We start from the raw sequence: 16,257 nt of genomic DNA on the forward strand, positions 1-16,257 counted from the left end.
ATGGAGACCCTCGGACTCCTCATGGAGGGCTTCGCCGGAGCCCTCACCCCGATGAACCTGCTCTGGGTGGTGCTGGGCTGTCTGCTCGGCACCGCGGTCGGCGTGATGCCCGGACTCGGCTCCTCGATGGCCGTGGCCCTGCTGCTGCCCATGACCTTCGCCCTCGAGCCCACCGCCGCGTTCATCATGTTCTCCGGCGTGTACTTCGGCGGCCTCTTCGGCGACTCCACCATGGCCATCCTCATGAACACCCCCGGCCAGGCCTCGGCCATCGCCTCCACGTTCGAGGGCCACCGCATGGCTCAGGACGGCCGGGCGGCCCAGGCCCTGGCGACGGCGGCGCTCGGCGCCTTCATCGGCGGCATGGTGGCCTCGGTGTGCGTCGTGTTCCTCGCCCCCGTGCTGGCGGAGTTCTCCACGAGATTCGGCCCCGCGGAGTACTTCGCGCTCGCGCTCTTCGCGTTCGTGGCCACCTCCTCGGTGGTCGCGGACTCGGTGCTGCGCGGCCTGGCCTCCCTGGTGCTGGGACTGGGCATCGCCGTCGTCGGGATCGATGCGGTGACCGGCGCCGAGCGCTTCACGATGGGCTCCCCGCAGCTGTTCGACGGCATCCCGCTCGTGACCGTCACGGTGGCGATCCTCGCGCTCGGCGAGGTGTTCCACGTGGCCTCCCGGGTGCGCCGCGAGCACGAGGACCTGCGCATCCGCCGCACCGGCCGGCCGTGGCTGTCGGGCGCCGAGTTCCGCGAGGCCGCCCCGGCGTGGCTGCGCGGCACGGCGATCGGCCTGCCGTTCGGCATCGTGCCGGTGGGCGGCTCCGAGGTGCCGACGTTCCTGGCGTACTCGGCCGAGCGGCGCCTGGACCGGCGCCGGGCGCATCCGCAGTTCGGCCGCGGCGCGATCCGCGGGCTGGCGGCCCCCGAAGCCGCGGGCAACTCGACCACCGGCATGGCGATGGGTGCCCTGCTCACGCTCGGCCTGCCCGTCTCCGCGACGGCGGCCATCATGCTGGCGGCGTTCCGCCAGTACGGGCTGCAGCCCGGCCCCCTGCTGTTCGACCGCAGCCCGGACCTCGTGTGGGCGCTGCTGGCGAGCTTCTTCATCGCGATGGTCGTGCTGCTGGCGATCAACCTGCCGTTCGCGCAGCTGTGGGCCAAGCTCCTGCTCATCCCGAAGCACTACCTCTATGCGGGGATCACGCTGTTCTGCGGGCTGGGCATCTACGCCACCACGGGCGCGGTGTTCGACCTGCTGATGCTCCTGGGGATCGGCGTGCTGGGCTTCCTGATGCGGCGGTACGGCTACCCGCTGGCGCCGCTGATGATCGGCATGGTGCTCGGCCCGCTCGCGGAGACCAGCCTGCGCGACGCCCTGCTCAGCTCGGTGGGCGACCCGGCCGTGCTCGTCTCCACCCCCATCACGTGGGTGATCTACGGGATCCTCGTGCTCGTGGTGGCGTTCTCCGTGCGGGCCGCCGTCGTGCGCCGGACGCGCCAGGACGTGTGAGCGGAGGAGGGATCCACGTCCCCCGAGGCAACGCGGGTTGAGTTGTCACCGGTGTGCGGCCTCCGCACCCGTGACAACTCAACCCGCGTTTCTGGTGGGCGGCGGCCCGCTCAGTAGTGGTACGTGTCCGACGGCGCCGTGATCGCGTTGTCCTGGTCCGGATACCGCGTGGAGTGCACCCCGAACGCGGCGGCCAGCCCGAGGATCTTCTCCGCGCGCGCCTTGCGGGGCAGGTCGGAGCCGTTGCGGATCTCGCCGCCGTCGGCCTCGAAGTCCGCGAGGAACTCGTGGGCCCACGCCAGCTCCTCCTGGGACGGGCTGAGCCCCTCGTTCACGGCCGAGCACTGCTCCGGCGCGAGGCACAGCTTGCCGGTCATGCCGAACTCCGCGGTCACCGCCGTCGCCTCGGCGAGCTTCACGCCGGTGGAGCCCACGGTCGGCCCGTCGATCGCGCCCGGCAGCCCCGTGGCCCGCGCCGCGATCGTGAACTGGGACCGCGTGTACGCCAGCGCCATCGGCGACTCGCCCAGGCCGGTGTCGCGGCGGAAGTCGCCGATCCCGAAGGCCAGCCGGAACGTGCCCTTCGCGGCGGCGATCGAGTCGATCCGCTGCAGCCCGCGCGCCGTCTCCACGAGCGCCACGACGGGCACGCCGGGCAGCCGTCGGGCGGTCTCGTTCACGTGGTCCGTGGACTCCACCATCGCCAGCACGACGCCGGCCAGGCCGCCCTCGGAGACCGGCCCGCCCAGGTGCGCGGGCAGGGCCGCGGCGAGCGCCTCGACGTCCTGCTCCCACCACCGCGAGCCGTAGCCGTTGAGCCGCACCCAGCCGGTGTGCCCGGAGGTCAGCCAGGCGACGGCGTCCGCGCGGGCCTGGTCCTTGTCCTTGGGGGCCACGGCGTCCTCGATGTCGAGGATGACGATGTCCGCGGCCGAGTCCTCGGCGGGCTGGAACCGTTCGGGCTGGGCGGCGTTGACCAGCAGCCAGGAGCGGGCGAGCTCCGGGTCGATGCGCTGGCCGGGCACGGGCTGGAACGCGGGGGAGGGGGTGATCGCGGCGGGCAGGGTCACGGTCATGAGGGGCTCCTTCACGGGGCTGGGGCGTCGGGCCGAGGTCGCGGGCGGGGTGCCTCGCGCGGCGGACGGCCGGGGGACGGACCAGGTGGGCCCTGAGCGAGCGGCGTCGGTTCGACGCCGAAGGGCGCCGCGGGTGTGCGGCGCGTCCACAGCACAGTACACGCCGCTGTGTCCGACGTCACCCGGGTGGGCGTGGATCTCGGCTCAGAAGGGGTGACGGGTGCGGGGGGAGCGCGTAGCGTTCATCGGGGTCCGGACGACGTCGGCCGCGCAATGGGGCGCGGCCCTCCGCGCGTCGGTCGGGCCGCGACACACCCCTGCCCACCGGACCACGAGGACGCTCAATGACGAGGATCCCCGCCGAGGACGAGGCCGTGACGGCGCCGTCCTCCCCGCTCGACAACGCCCTGGCCCAGCTCTCCGCCGCCGTGAAGACGCTCGGCTACGACGAGGGCCTGCACCAGATGCTCGCCGCCCCCCGCCGCGAGATGGCCGTCTCCATCCCCCTGCGCCGCGACGACGGCTCCACCGAGGTGCTCCGCGGCTACCGCGTGCAGCACAACTTCTCCCGCGGCCCGGCCAAGGGCGGCGTGCGCTTCAGCCTGGACGTGGACCTGGACGAGGTCCGCGCACTGGCCATGTGGATGACCTGGAAGTGCGCCCTGCTGGACGTGCCCTACGGCGGCGCCAAGGGCGGGGTGACCATCGACCCGCGCCAGTACTCGAAGGCCGAGCTCGAGCGCGTCACCCGTCGCTACACCTCCGAGATCCAGCCGATCATCGGCCCCGAGGTGGACATCCCCGCCCCGGACGTGGGCACGGACGAGCAGACCATGGCCTGGATGATGGACACCTACTCGGTGAACGTCGGCCACACCACGCTCGGCGTGGTCACCGGCAAGCCCGTCTCGCTCGGCGGCTCGCTGGGCCGCGCCTCCGCCACCTCGGCGGGCGTGGTCCACGTGGCGCTCGCCGCGCTCGAGCACCTCGGCATCGAGCCGTCGCAGGCGACGGCCGCGGTCCAGGGCTTCGGCAAGGTCGGCGCCGGCACGGTCGAGCTGCTCGAGGCGGCCGGCGTGAAGGTCGTGGCCGTGTCCGACCAGTACGGCGCCGTGCGCGACGACGAGGGCCTGCACTACGACGCCCTGCAGAGGCAGCTCTGGGACACCGGCTCCGTGAAGGACACCCCCGGCACCGTGTCCATGGACGCGGACGAGCTGCTCGAGATGGACGTGGACCTCGTGGTCCCGGCCGCCGTGCAGTCCGTGCTGACCGAGGAGAACGCCCCGCGCGTGCGCGCCCGGCTGGTGGTGGAGGGCGCCAATGGCCCCACCACGGGCGAGGCCGACCGCATCCTCTCCGAGAAGGGCGTCCTGGTCGTCCCGGACATCCTGGCCAACGCCGGCGGCGTGATCGTCTCCTACTTCGAGTGGGTCCAGGCGAACCAGGCCTACTGGTGGAGCCGCGAGGAGGTGGACGAGCGCCTGAAGCGGCGCATGGTCGCTGCGTGGCAGGCCGTGCTGGCCACCTCCGAGAGTCGCCGCGTGAGCCTGCGGGAGGCCGCCACCCTGACCGCTGTCCAGCGCGTGGCCGAGGCCCACCGCACCCGCGGCCTCTACCCGTGACGGGGGGCGGCCCCGCCGCCTGACCCCGTCCGGCCGCCCGAGCGCGGCCCCGCTGCCCGCCCGCGGGCCGACGGCCCGGAACCCCGGAGGTTCCGGGCCGTCGTCGTGGGCGGACGCGGCCTGATGTGCCCCCGGACCGTGACCTCCGTCTCTATTTCGAATTTTGACGATCAAGCGTGGACGGCCTGCCCGGATGATGTTTGAATTTGAAACAAGTTCGGAGGCCCAGGAGCCATCGCCGCCGCGGCGGCCCACCCCGGACACACCAGACAGACCCGCTTCAGAAGGAGCACCCCATGAACGCCATCACCACCGGAACCTGGAATCTCGACGCCGCCCACTCGGACGTCGACTTCGTCGTCCGCCACGCGGGCATCTCCAAGGTGCGCGGCACCTTCCACGCCGTGGAGGGCCAGCTCGTCATCGCCGAGCAGTTCGCCCAGTCCTCCGTGGACGTGACCGTCGACGTCGCCTCCATCAGCACCAAGAACGAGGGCCGCGACGGCCACCTGCGCTCCGCCGACTTCTTCGACGTGGAGCAGTTCCCCACCATGACCTTCCGCTCCACCGAGGTCCGCGGCGAGCCCGAGGAGTTCACCCTGGTCGGGGAGCTGACGCTGCACGGCGTCACCCGGACCGTGGAGCTCGAGGCCGAGTTCGGCGGCCAGGACAAGGACCCCTTCGGCGTGACCCGCGTGGGTTTCGAGGCCACGGGCGAGATCTCCCGCAAGGACTTCGGCCTGACCTGGAACGCGGCCACCGAGGCCGGCGGCCTCCTGGTCTCGGACAAGGTGAAGCTCGAGATCGGCGCCGCCTTCGTGCTGCCCGAGGCCGACGCCCAGGCCTGAGCCTGAGCCGACCTCGCGCGGCGAGACCGGGTCCCTCGATGAGGGGCCCGGTCTCCTCGTAGGGTGGGGCCCATGATGGCTTCGAAGACCCCGCACCAGAACGTCATGTTCGACCTGCCCACGAAGGACGCCGGCCAGGACGGCGACCGGACGGGCCACGGCTACCTCGCGCTGCCCGCCTCCGGGAAGGGCCCCGGCGTGATCGTGATCCAGGAGTGGTGGGGCCTGGTGGACCACATCAAGGACGTGTGCGACCGCCTCGCCGACCTCGGCTTCGTCGCGCTCGCCCCGGACCTCTACGGCGGCTGGATCGCGCACGACGGCGACGAGGCCGGCGAGATGATGCAGAACCTGCCCGCCGAGGAGGGCGCCCGCCAGCTGGCCGGCGCCGTCGACTGGCTGCTCGCCCGGGACGAGGTGACCTCGCAGACCGTGGGGGCGATCGGCTTCTGCATGGGCGGCGGCTTCGTGCTCGCCCTCGCGGCCCAGCAGGGGGACAAGGTCTCCGCCGCCGTGCCGTTCTACGGCGTGGGCCAGGGCGTGCCCGGCGACTTCTCCGGCGTCACCGCCGCCATCCAGGGCCACTACGCCGAGCAGGACGACTCCTTCCCCGTCGAGGACGCGCGGCAGCAGGAGCAGCAGATCCGTGAGGAGTCCGGGGCCGACGTCGAGTACTTCTACTACGACGCCCCGCACGCCTTCCACAACGACGAGAACCCCCAGGGCAACTACCGGCCCGAGGCCGCGGCCCTCGCCTGGGACCGCGCCGTCTCCTTCCTGAAGGAGAAGGTCCGCTGAGCGGCTCCCGTGGCGGCCGGGGCGGGAAGTCCCGCGCGAGCAGGGGCGGCCCCGCCCGATCCACCCGCTCCGGCGGCGGGCGCGGCGTGGCCAAGGGCGTGAAGCCCGCGGGCCGCGCCGGGGGCGAGGGCCGGCGTCGTCCCGCGCCCGCGCCACCGGCCGACCTGCCCGTCCCGCCCGAGACCCTCTTCCTGGCCACCATCCCCGGGGCCACGCCGTCCACGTGGGTGGAGCGGTTCACCACGCGCCAGCGCGCGGTGCAGCTCGTCAACCACGACGACGCGGCCCAGCTGGCCCACCTCGCCCACGACGACGCCGGTCAGCCCCGCCACTTCCTGCCGCAGCTGGGCTACGTGCGGCGTCGACGCGACGTGTCCGCCGAGGAGTTCCTGCGCGCCGGCGGCGTCGACCCGCGGCACGTGCACCTCGTGGGCGTGTACTCCGAGCTGCCGGTGGTGTGCGTGGGCAGGGACCACCTGCTCGCCGCGTGGGACGTGGACGCGGACGGCCCGGTGCCGCCCGCCGAGCTCGACCCGGACGAGGAGCTGGATCCCGCCCGCTTCGCCCCGGCCCCCAGCGCGGAGCCGATGGACGCCGCCGAGCTGCCCGGCGCGGGCGAGCGGATGGCCCTGGAGATCGCCGCGTCCGGCGCCGGCCACGTCGTGCTGCCGATGTCCGTGGCCCGCATGTTCGGCCGCAAGGACGTGATCGTGCTGCCGCTGGCCTCCACCCTCGACGACACCGTGGGCCTGTCCCGCGCCGACCGCGAGGCCGCCGCCACGCGGTCGGCGCTCGCGGACGAGCAGGCGCGGGCCGAGGCGGAGGCGGGCGCCGCCGTCGTCGACGGGCCGGATCCCGCGCGCCACGACGACGACGCCCGCCACCCCGGCTGGGACGTCGCCCTGGCCTGGCTCAAGGCGGCCGACTCGGAGCTCGTGCAGGCGTTCGTGGGGGTGGCGCGCGGGCGGCGGGGCGCCAGCTCGCGCTGAGGGCGGGCGCGCCTATGCTCGGAATGAGCCGCATCACACTCAAGGAGGGCGCATGTCCGAGCATCAGCAGCACGTCGGCCGCCGGGACCCCCGGATCAGCGACGAGGCCATCGAGCGGGGCCGCCGCGCCCACGAGCTCGACCGCGCGCACGTTTTCCACTCGTGGAGCGCGCAGCGCGACCTCACACCCATGACCATCCTCGACGCCGAGGGGTCGTGGGTGTGGGACGGCGAGGGTCGGCCCATGGTCGACTTCAGCGGGCAGCTCGTCTTCACGAACGTCGGCCACCGCCACCCGAAGATCGTGGCCGCGATCCGGGAGCAGGCCGAGACGCTGGCCACCGTGGCCCCGCAGCACGTCAACGACGCCCGGTCCGAGGCGGCCCGGCTGATCACGGAGCGGCTGCCGGAGTCCATCAACCACGTGTTCTTCACGAACGCGGGCGCGGAGGCCAACGAGCACGCGGTGCGGATGGCGCGCCTGCACACGGGCCGACACAAGGTGCTCTCCGCGTACCTCTCGTACCACGGCGCCACGCGCCTGACGGCGAACCTGACCGGCTCCCTGCGACGCGTGGGATCGGACTCGGCCTCCGACGGCGTCGTGCACTTCCAGCCGGCGTACACGTACCGCTCCGCGTTCGGCTCGGAGAGCGACGAGCAGGAGGCCGAGCGCGCGCTGGCCCACCTGCGCGACGTGATCGAGCTCGAGGGCCCCTCCACCGTGGCCGCCGTGATCCTCGAGGCCGTCCCCGGCACTGCGGGCATCTTCCTGCCGCCACCGGGCTACATGGCCGGCGTCGGGGAGCTGTGCCGCGAGCACGGGATCCTGCTGATCATCGACGAGGTCATGGTCGGCTTCGGCCGCGTGGGCGAGTGGTTCGGCCACCAGCTGACGGGCGTCACCCCGGACATCGTCACGTTCGCCAAGGGGGTCAACTCCGGGTACGTGCCGCTGGGCGGCGTCGCCATGAGCGACGACGTCTACGAGAGCTTCGCGACCACGCCCTACCCCGGCGGCCTGACCTACTCGGGCCACCCCCTCGCGTGCGCGGCCGCCGTCGCCGCGATCACCGCGATGGAGGAGGAGGGCATGGTCGCCCATGCGAAGCGCATCGGCGATCAGATCATCGGGCCGCGCCTGGCCGAGATCGCCGCGGCCCACCCGAGCGTGGGCGAGGTGCGCGGCGCCGGCGCGTTCTGGGCCGTCGAGCTGGTGAAGGACCGGCAGACCCGGGAGCGGCTGGCCCCGCTCGGTCAGGTGGCGCCCGTGATGGGGCGGATGATGGCCGAGGCGAAGGACCGCGGGCTGCTGCTGTTCATGGCCGAGAACCGGTTCCACCTGTGCCCGCCGCTGAACATCTCGGACGAGGACCTGCGCTTCGGCCTCGACGTGCTCGACCAGGTCCTCGCCCTCGCCGACGAGGAGGTCGCGGCCGGCTGACGGGACCCGCCCCCCAGCCCCGCCCGGCCCCGCCCCAGTCCGCCCACCCCGCGTTTTCGAACGTGAAATGGGGGTTCTCAGCGCTTTCGGTCGTGAGATTGGCCCTATCTCACGACCGAAAGTGCGCGTGGCGCGGGGATGCGCGAGGCGGGGCGCCCGGGGCCGGGGTCAGCCGAGCCGGCCGGCCTCCGAGGCCTCGAACTGCTCCTCGTCCTCGGGCACCGGCTCGGTGCCGCGGGCGCGGGCGATCGCCGTCATGAGGTGGTACACCACCAGGGCGGCGACCGTGCCGAGCGTGATGCCGCCGAACACGAGCCCGCCGACCACGAGCTGGGGGTCGGCGATCGCGATGATCAGGCCCGCACCCGCCGTCATGAGGTTCACGGTGTTGGAGAAGTCCACGCGGTTCTGCACCCAGATGCGCACGCCCATCATGCCGATCATCCCGTAGAGGATGATGCCCGCGCCGCCGGCCACCCCGGCCGGGATGGTGGCGACGGCGGCCCCGAACTTCGGCAGGAACGCGAGGGCGATCGCGGTCAGGCCGGCCACCCAGTACGCCGCCGTCGAGTAGACGCGCGAGCTGGCCATCACGCCGATGTTCTCCGCATACGTGGTGGTGCCGACGCCGCCGCCCGCGCCGGAGAGCATGGTGGACAGGCCGTCCGCGATCAGGGCACGGCCGGTGAGCGGGTCCAGGTCGCGCTTGGTCATCAGCCCGACGGTCCTGACATGGCCGATGTTCTCCGCGACCAGCACGAGCACCACGGGCAGGAACAGGGGCAGCAGGTCCCATCGCAGCTCCGGGCCGTGGAAGGGCGGCAGCCCGATCCAGGCGGCCTCCCGGACGGCGGCGAAGTCCACCTGGCCCTGCGCGAGGGCCAGCACGTAGCCCACCACGATGCCCACGAGGATGGACAGGCGGCCCAGGAGCCCCCGGAACGTCACGGCCGTGAGCACCACCGCCAGGGCCGTGCCGAACGTGGTGACCGGCACCTCCTGCATGGCCGTCGTCGTGGCGCCGGCGAGGTTGAGGCCGATCAGGGCCACAATCGTGCCCATCACCGCCGGCGGCATGAGCGCGTGGATCCATCCGGTGCCGGCGCGGTGCACGATCACGCCGATCACCGTGAGCAGCAGGCCCGTCACGAGGATGCCGCCGAGCGCGGCCCCCGTGCCGCCGATCGTGGCGGCGGCCGTCAGCGGTGCGATGAACGCGAACGAGCTGCCCAGGTACGAGGGCAGGCGGTTGCCCGTGATGACCAGGAAGAGCAGGGTGCCGAGGCCGGAGAAGAGCAGCGCCGTCGTCGCGGGCATGCCGGTCAGGGCGGGCACGAGCACGGTGGCACCGAACATGGCCATCACGTGCTGCACGCCGATGCCCACGGTCCGGGGCCAGCTCAGCCGCTCGTCCGGGGCGACGACGGTGCCCGGGGTGATGGTGCGGCCGTCGCCGTGGAGGCGCCAGCCGGGGCCGCGCGAGGGCCGGGTGGGGGTGGGGGACATGGCCGCCTGCCGAGGGGTCGAGGATGGGGGTGTCGGGCGTTTCTCGGGGGCCTGGAAGCCTGCGCACAGCCCCGGTTCCGCGCCGGTGATTAGGGTACCGTGGGGCGCGTGGCTCAGTACTGTGGTGTGATCGGAGAGGCGCTCGTCGACGTCGTGGTCTCGGACACCGCGACCCCCCGCGTGCACGTCGGGGGCAGCCCCCTGAACGTGGCCGTGGGCCTGAGCCGGCTGGAGCGGCCCGTCCTGTTCGCCGGCCGCCTCGGCCGCGATGCGCACGGGGACATGATCGCCTCGCACCTGCGGGAGAACGGCGTGCGCTGCCTGCTCGAGCAGGATTCCGCCGCCACCTCCGTGGCCACCGCTCGCCTTGACCCCACGGGCGCCGCCAGCTATGAGTTCGAGCTGGACTGGACGCTGCCGCCCGCCGCTGCGCTCGCCCGGGACTTCGACGACGCCGCCGGCGGCCCGCTGCACCACATGCATGCCGGCTCCATCGCCACCATGCTCGCCCCCGGCGACGCCGAGGTGATGGCCCTGCTCGAGCGGATCTCGGCGGTCACGACCATCAGCTACGACCCCAACGTGCGGCCCACGATCGTGCCGGACCGGGCGTTCGCCCGCGCCCGCGCGGAGGAGTCCGTGCGGCTGGCGGACGTGGTGCACGCCTCGGACGAGGACATCGCGTGGCTGTACCCGGACCGCCCGCTGCGCGAGTCGCTGCAGGCGTGGCAGCAGATGGGCCCGGCGTTCGTGGTGATGACCCGCGGCGCCGAGGACATCGTGGCCGTCACCGCGCATGGCGTGGTGGAGCGCCCGATCGTGCCCGTGGACGTCGCGGACACCGTGGGCGCCGGCGACTCGTTCACCGCCGCCCTGCTCGCCGCCCTCGACGACCGCTCCCTGCTCGGCGCCGCGAACCGCGGCCGCCTGCACGCGATGGACCCGGCCGACGTCGAGTCGGTGCTGATCTACGCCTCCCGCGCGTCGGCGATCACGGCCTCCCGCCCGGGGGCGGACCCGCCCACGCGGGCCGAGCTGGCGGACTGACCCCACGCCCTCCCGTCCCCGCACGAATCTGTTGCGCAGCTGACCCTTCCGGCGGGCGGGGACGCCCCCAGAAGAGTCAGAGACGCAGACGATCCCGCCCGCCTCAGAGCAGGCCCAGCCCTCGCACGGCGTCGCGCTCGGCCTCCAGCTCGGCGACGGTCGCAGCCAGCCGCCCGCCCTCACCCGGCAGCACGGACTCGTCCGGCTCCAGCCCCGGCACGATCCGCCACGCGGTGCCGCCGTCGGACGTCACGGGGAACGAGCTGATCAGCCCCTCCGGCACCCCGTAGGAGCCGTCCGAGACCACCGCGGCCGACGTCCGGCGCGGCGCCCCGTCCGCGTCCGCACCGGTGCCGAGGGTCCAGTCGCGCATGTGGTCGATCGCCGCGGATGCCGCCGACGCCGCCGAACTCGCCCCGCGCACCTCGATGATCTCCGCGCCCCGCTTCGCCACGCGCGGCACGAACTCCTCGCCCGCCCACGCCGGATCCACCACCTCGAGCGCCGGCCGCCACGTCCCGTCCACCCGCACGCGGGCGTGGGTGAGGTCCGGGAACTGGGTCGCGGAGTGGTTGCCCCAGATCGTCACACCGGCCACGTCCGTCACCGCGACGCCGGCCCGCGCCGCCAGCTGCGCCACGGCCCGGTTGTGGTCCAGCCGGGTCAGCGCCGTGAAGCGCTCGGCCGGCACGTCCGGGGCGTGGGCGGCGGCGATCAGCGCGTTGGTGTTGGCCGGGTTCCCGACGACGACGACCCGCACGTCCTCCGCCGCGTGGTCGTTGATCGCCCGGCCCTGAGGGCCGAAGATCCCCCCGTTCGCCTCGAGCAGGTCGCCCCGCTCCATGCCCTTCGCGCGGGGCCGCGCGCCGACGAGCAACGCGTGCTGGACCCCGTCGAAGGCCCGGGCCGGGTCGTCCGTGACCTCGACGTCCGCCAGCAGGGGGAAGGCCGAGTCGGCGAGCTCCATGGCCGTGCCCTCCGCGGCGCCGAGGGCGGCCGGGATCTCGAGCAGGCGCAGCCGGACCGGGGTGTCCGGGCCGAGCATCCCGCCGGCGGCGATGCGGAAGAGCAGCGCGTAGCCGATGTTGCCGGCGGCGCCGGTGACGGTGACCGTGCGGGGCGTCGTGGACGCGGGGTCCGGGGCGGTGTCCTGTGCGGTGGTCTGCAGTGCGGTGTCCACGCCCCCATCGTGCCCCCGCTCGCCCGCGGAGGACACCCCGGCCCGCCGCACGGCCCCGGCCTAGACTGAGCGCATGCCCGCCCTGCCCCTGCCCTCGCGCCGTCCGCGGATGATCGCGACGGACCTGGACGGCACCATCATCGGGTACCGGCACACGCGGTCGGGGCGCCTGAGCCCGCGCACCATCGCGGCGCTGCGGGACGCCCACGACGCCGGCGTCGAGGTGGTGTTCGTGACCGGCCGTCCCCTCCGCTGGCTCGGCCCGCTGAGCGCGCAGCTCGGCCCCGTCGGCCCGGTGATCTGCTCCAACGGCGCCGTCCTCGTGGACACCGCCACGGACGACGTCCTGATCGCCCACCCCATGCCCGTCGAGGCCGTGTGGACCGCCACGGACCGGCTGCGCGCCCTGGACCGCACCGTGTCCTTCGGCGCCGAGACCCTCGAGGGCTTCTTCTGGGAGCACGCGTTCTCCGAGCGCGCCGAGTTCCGGGCCGAGGTCCACGCGGCGGCCACGCTCGAGGCCGCGCTGCCGGGTCGGCTGGGCGTCGTGAAGCTGCTGGCCCGCTCGGACACCCTGTCCCCGGACGCCTTCCTCGCCGCGGCCCGCGCCGAGCTGGACGAGCTCGTGAGCGCCACGCACTCCGCGCCCGGCATCGCGCTCGTGGAGATGTCCGCGCCGGGCGTGCACAAGGCCGCGACCCTCGCCGAGTTCGCCACGAGCCGGGGGGTCGCGCCGGCCGACGTCGTCGCGTTCGGGGACATGCCCAACGACCTGGAGATGCTCCAGTGGGCCGGTCTCGGCCTGGCCGTGGCCTCGGGGCACCCGTCGCTGCTGGCCGCGGCGGACGGCGTGGTCGGGGCGTGCGACGACGACGGGGTGGCCGCCACCGTCGAACGCCTGCTGGAGCTGCCCACGGACTGAGCCGCGGGCCGCCCCGGGCGGGTCAGAGGAACTCGTACGGGTCGAACGCCTCGACGTCGATCACGCGCAGGCGCGGCAGGGACGAGTCGAACGCGCCCACCGTGTGCTCGAGGTCGAAGAACTCGACCCCGGGGATGCGGCGCAGCTCGTGGGAGAGGAACTCCTCGAAGCCCATGATCCCGGTGCGTCGGCCCGGCGTGGCCGCGAGGTCGGTGAGCTGGGGGGCGAAGTCGGAGTCGTGGCTGACGAGGACGACGTCGTCCTCCCGGCCCAGCAGCGCCTCCGCGGTGCGCTGGATGCCGATGTCCACGACCTTGCCCTCGCCGCGCAGCATGATCGGCTGGAAGCCGAGGGCGGTGAGCGCCTGGACGAACGGGATGGGGATCTCGCCGTCGATGGCGAGGAAGAACAGGCCCTTGACCGGCTGGTCCCAGCGGTCCTCGAGGTAGCCGAGCAGGCGCTTCCAGCGTGGCCGCTCGTCGGGCTGGGGGCGCCGCTGCAGGATGGACGTGCCGAGGGTGGCGTCGATGTTCTCGCCGTCGATCAGCAGGTAGGTGGTTCGCTCGCTCACGCTCTTGAGGCTACCCGCTGGGATGGACGTCGGTCAGCGCGCGCGGTCGAACGGGGCCGTCAGCAGGCGGACGACGCCCTCGAGCGGCCCCGCGCGGAACGGGCCGACGCGCACGACGGCCCGCCACAGCAGCGGCAGCAGCAGCGCGCCGACGACCAGCACGGCCAGGTTGAACCACGTGTCGTCCGCGCCGGTGGCGCTGCGCCACGGCCCGGGTCCGAGCCGCCGCACCCAGCCGAGGTACCACAGGTGCGCCACGTACACGGACAGCGTCATCGCGCCGGGCACGGCCAGCAGCCCGGCCCGCCGCGGCGCCAGGGCCGCGCACGCACCGAGGACGGCGAGCACCAGGCCCGTGTCCAGCAGGGCCTCCGCGGGGGTCGCCGTGTAGGGCACGGGGGCGGCGCCGGTCTGCGTCCGGGACAGGGCGAGCACGACGCCGGCCAGCGCGATCCCCCCGGCCGCCCAGGCGAGCCCCGTGAGCCGTGCGCGCCGGGCCGGGGCCGCCGTCGTCGTGCCGTGGACGGTGGCGACCAGCACCGCCCCCAGCAGCGCCCACGCGAGGAACAGGGGGAGACGGTACGGGCCGTCCGTGAGGAACGCGGAGACCCACGGGGTCAGCGTCGCGCGGCTCAGCCCGAGGGCCTGAGCGAGGGGGACGAGCCGGTCGACGACGTCGGCCGTCGGTGTGGCGGCGAGCAGGAGGCCGCCTCCGCCGGCCAGGACGGCGAGCACGAGGTGCGCGGCGAGGGGGAGGGCGGCCAGCAGCGCCATGATCACTGTGAGCACGGCCAGGTGTGCCAGCACGTTCACGACGGCTGCCCCGAAGTGCCCGGCCAGCCACACCGCCCCGCACAGGGCGGCCGCCCGCACGAGCGCGCGAGGCACGGCCCGGCCACGGCCCAGCCACTCCGCCTCGAGGCGCGCGCCCACGCCCACGAGCGCCGCGAACAGGGGCGCGGTGAGGTACTCGGAGAGGTGGAGCACCCCGCCCGGGCCGCCGGTGGGCGCCGTGTGGGCGACCATCATCGAGACCAGGGCCAGGCCGCGCGCGACGTCCACCCAGACCAGGCGGCTGCGTGCGGTGTGGGTGGCGGCGGGGATGTGGGACGAGCGGGCGGACACGGCGACCTCCGGGGTGGGGGACTCAGTCCAGGACGCGGGTCAGGTCGGCATCCTCGTAGCGGACCGGCTTCGAGCCGGTGACGAGCTTGTGGCCGAGCCACAGCGCGAGGAACAGGGGCAGGCCGATGTAGGCGCTGGCCACGGCCACGAGGTCCACGTCGCCCATGAACGCCTGGTAGTTCTGGCCGAGGATCACGACGGCGCACATGACCAGCGCGACGATCGGGCCCAGGGGGAACAGGAAGGCGCGGTAGGGCAGGTCCTTCGGGTCGTGGCCCTGCGCGACGTAGGCCCGCCGGAACCGGTAGTGGCTCCAGGCGATGCCCATCCACACGATGAACCCGGCCAGGCCCGAGGCGGAGACGAGCCACACGTAGGCGGCGCCGTCCCCGATGAACGTGGTCAGGAAGCACGCCGCGCCCACCGCGGTGGTGGCGTAGAGGGCGTTCATGGGCACGCCGCGCCGGTTCACCTTCGCCAGGAAGCGCGGGGCCTTGCCGGAGTCGGCCAGGGCCCAGAGCATGCGGGTGGAGGCGTACAGGCCCGAGTTGCCCGCGGAGAGGATGGCCGTGAGGATCACGGCGTTCATCACGGAGGCGGCGGCGAGCACGCCCGCGTTCTCGAAGACGAGCGTGAACGGGGAGATCGAGATGTCCTCGACGTCGCTGCCCAGCAGGTGGGGGCTGGTGTAGGGGATGAGGAAGCCGACGACGGTGATTGCGCCGACGTAGAAGAGCAGGATGCGCACGAACACGGTGCGGATCGCCTTGGGCACGTTCTTCTCCGGGTCCTCGGCCTCGCCCGCGGCCACGCCGACCAGCTCGGTGCCCTGGAAGGAGAAGCCGGCCACCATGAAGATCGCCAGGATGCCGGCGCCGCCGCCCACGAAGGGGGCCTCGCCGTCCGTCCAGTTGTGGAAGCCGGGGGAGGAGCCGCCGAGGATGCCGACGATCATCAGGACGCCGAGCACCAGGAAGATCACCACGGTGGCGACTTTGATGAGCGAGAACCAGAACTCGCTCTCGCCGTAGGCGCGCGTGGAGAGGGCGTTGAGGCCGAAGAGCAGCACGAGGAAGGTCGCGGACCAGATCCACGAGGGCACGTCCGGGAGCCAGTACCGCATGATCAGGGCCGCCGCAACGAGCTCGGCGGCCACCGTGATCGCCCAGTTGTACCAGTAGTTCCAGCCGATGGCGAAGCCGAACGAGGGGCTCACGAAGCGGGTGGAGTACTCCTCGAACGCGCCGGAGACCGGCAGGTACGTGGACATCTCGCCGAGCGACTGCATCAGCAGGAACACCATGAAGCCGATGGCCACGTAGGCCGCGAGGGCGCCACCGGGGCCGGCGGTCGCGATGGTGTTGCCCGAGGCCACGAACAGGCCCGTGCCGATGGCGCCGCCCATCGCGATCATCGTCAGGTGCCGGGACTTGAGGGTGCGTTGCAGGGAGCCGCCCTCATGGGTGGCGTGGGCGGCGGAGGCGGCCGGCGTCGACGGGGACGTCCGGGGTGCGCTGGTGTCCACGGTGGCCTTTCGGTGGAGGAGCGGTCGGACGCGCGTCGAAGGCCGCGGCGTCCCACCCTGCTGCACGGTGGTAGAAGGGTATCCCGGCCGGGCGC

14 protein-coding genes are annotated in these 16,257 nt (G+C 73.6%); 8 read left to right on the forward strand and 6 right to left on the reverse strand.

From position 1 onward, the window contains the following. Complete coding sequence (gene tctA, locus DE149_RS04900; protein ID WP_063189186.1) at positions 1-1,506, forward strand: tripartite tricarboxylate transporter permease TctA; 1,506 nt, start codon at positions 1-3, stop codon at positions 1,504-1,506. Between the two features lie 110 nt (positions 1,507-1,616). Here tctA and DE149_RS04905 read toward each other — a convergent pair whose 3' ends face one another. Beyond that, on the reverse strand, positions 1,617-2,582 hold the full coding sequence (locus DE149_RS04905; protein ID WP_113914096.1) for a CoA ester lyase: 966 nt from the start codon (positions 2,580-2,582) through the stop codon (positions 1,617-1,619). Between the two features lie 344 nt (positions 2,583-2,926). Between DE149_RS04905 and DE149_RS04910 the strand changes: the two genes are divergently transcribed. From DE149_RS04910 to DE149_RS04930, 5 genes are all read left to right on the forward strand, one after another. Then, positions 2,927-4,207 (forward strand): Glu/Leu/Phe/Val dehydrogenase, encoded by a 1,281-nt coding sequence (locus DE149_RS04910; protein ID WP_113914097.1) that lies wholly within the window; start codon positions 2,927-2,929, stop codon positions 4,205-4,207. Between the two features lie 296 nt (positions 4,208-4,503). Next, complete coding sequence (locus DE149_RS04915; protein ID WP_113914098.1) at positions 4,504-5,055, forward strand: YceI family protein; 552 nt, start codon at positions 4,504-4,506, stop codon at positions 5,053-5,055. 72 nt (positions 5,056-5,127) lie between these two features. Further along, a complete protein-coding gene (locus DE149_RS04920) occupies positions 5,128-5,853 on the forward strand; it encodes a dienelactone hydrolase family protein (RefSeq protein WP_113914099.1) in 726 nt (241 codons plus the stop codon). Between the two features lie 86 nt (positions 5,854-5,939). Further along, on the forward strand, positions 5,940-6,842 hold the full coding sequence (locus DE149_RS04925; RefSeq protein ID WP_113914100.1) for a hypothetical protein: 903 nt from the start codon (positions 5,940-5,942) through the stop codon (positions 6,840-6,842). Positions 6,843-6,894: 52 nt separating this feature from the next. Next, complete coding sequence (locus DE149_RS04930; protein ID WP_113914101.1) at positions 6,895-8,286, forward strand: aspartate aminotransferase family protein; 1,392 nt, start codon at positions 6,895-6,897, stop codon at positions 8,284-8,286. A 168-nt stretch (positions 8,287-8,454) separates the two neighbouring features. Here the strand turns inward: DE149_RS04930 and DE149_RS04935 are convergent, their stop codons facing one another. Continuing rightward, the gene (locus DE149_RS04935; RefSeq protein ID WP_113914102.1) at positions 8,455-9,792 is read right to left on the reverse strand and encodes a uracil-xanthine permease family protein; all 1,338 of its coding nucleotides are present in this window, start codon (positions 9,790-9,792) and stop codon (positions 8,455-8,457) included. A gap of 126 nt (positions 9,793-9,918) precedes the next feature. Here DE149_RS04935 and DE149_RS04940 point away from each other — a divergent pair, with 126 nt between their 5' ends. Further along, positions 9,919-10,839, forward strand: a complete 921-nt coding sequence (locus tag DE149_RS04940) for a carbohydrate kinase (protein ID WP_113914103.1) — start codon at positions 9,919-9,921, stop codon at positions 10,837-10,839. A 103-nt stretch (positions 10,840-10,942) separates the two neighbouring features. Here the strand turns inward: DE149_RS04940 and DE149_RS04945 are convergent, their stop codons facing one another. Next, complete coding sequence (locus DE149_RS04945) at positions 10,943-12,019, reverse strand: malate dehydrogenase (protein ID WP_113914104.1); 1,077 nt, start codon at positions 12,017-12,019, stop codon at positions 10,943-10,945. Between the two features lie 73 nt (positions 12,020-12,092). Between DE149_RS04945 and DE149_RS04950 the strand changes: the two genes are divergently transcribed. Then, positions 12,093-12,941, forward strand: coding sequence for an HAD family hydrolase (locus DE149_RS04950; protein WP_069941156.1), 849 nt, complete (start codon positions 12,093-12,095; stop codon positions 12,939-12,941). A gap of 22 nt (positions 12,942-12,963) precedes the next feature. Here the strand turns inward: DE149_RS04950 and DE149_RS04955 are convergent, their stop codons facing one another. From DE149_RS04955 to DE149_RS04965, 3 genes are read right to left on the reverse strand one after another with little or no spacing between them, the layout of a single operon-like run. Continuing rightward, on the reverse strand, positions 12,964-13,512 hold the full coding sequence (locus DE149_RS04955) for an NYN domain-containing protein (RefSeq protein WP_069941155.1): 549 nt from the start codon (positions 13,510-13,512) through the stop codon (positions 12,964-12,966). 33 nt (positions 13,513-13,545) lie between these two features. Continuing rightward, the gene (locus tag DE149_RS04960) at positions 13,546-14,637 is read right to left on the reverse strand and encodes a hypothetical protein (protein WP_113914105.1); all 1,092 of its coding nucleotides are present in this window, start codon (positions 14,635-14,637) and stop codon (positions 13,546-13,548) included. A gap of 22 nt (positions 14,638-14,659) precedes the next feature. Further along, positions 14,660-16,162 carry an amino acid permease gene (locus tag DE149_RS04965; protein WP_063189171.1) on the reverse strand — a complete coding sequence of 501 codons (1,503 nt, stop codon included), beginning with the start codon at positions 16,160-16,162 and terminating at the stop codon, positions 14,660-14,662. Positions 16,163-16,257: the final 95 nt, after the last annotated feature.

Origin of the sequence: Micrococcus sp. KT16 (genome assembly GCF_003315015.1) — a bacterium.
Lineage (GTDB): Bacteria > Actinomycetota > Actinomycetes > Actinomycetales > Micrococcaceae > Micrococcus > Micrococcus luteus.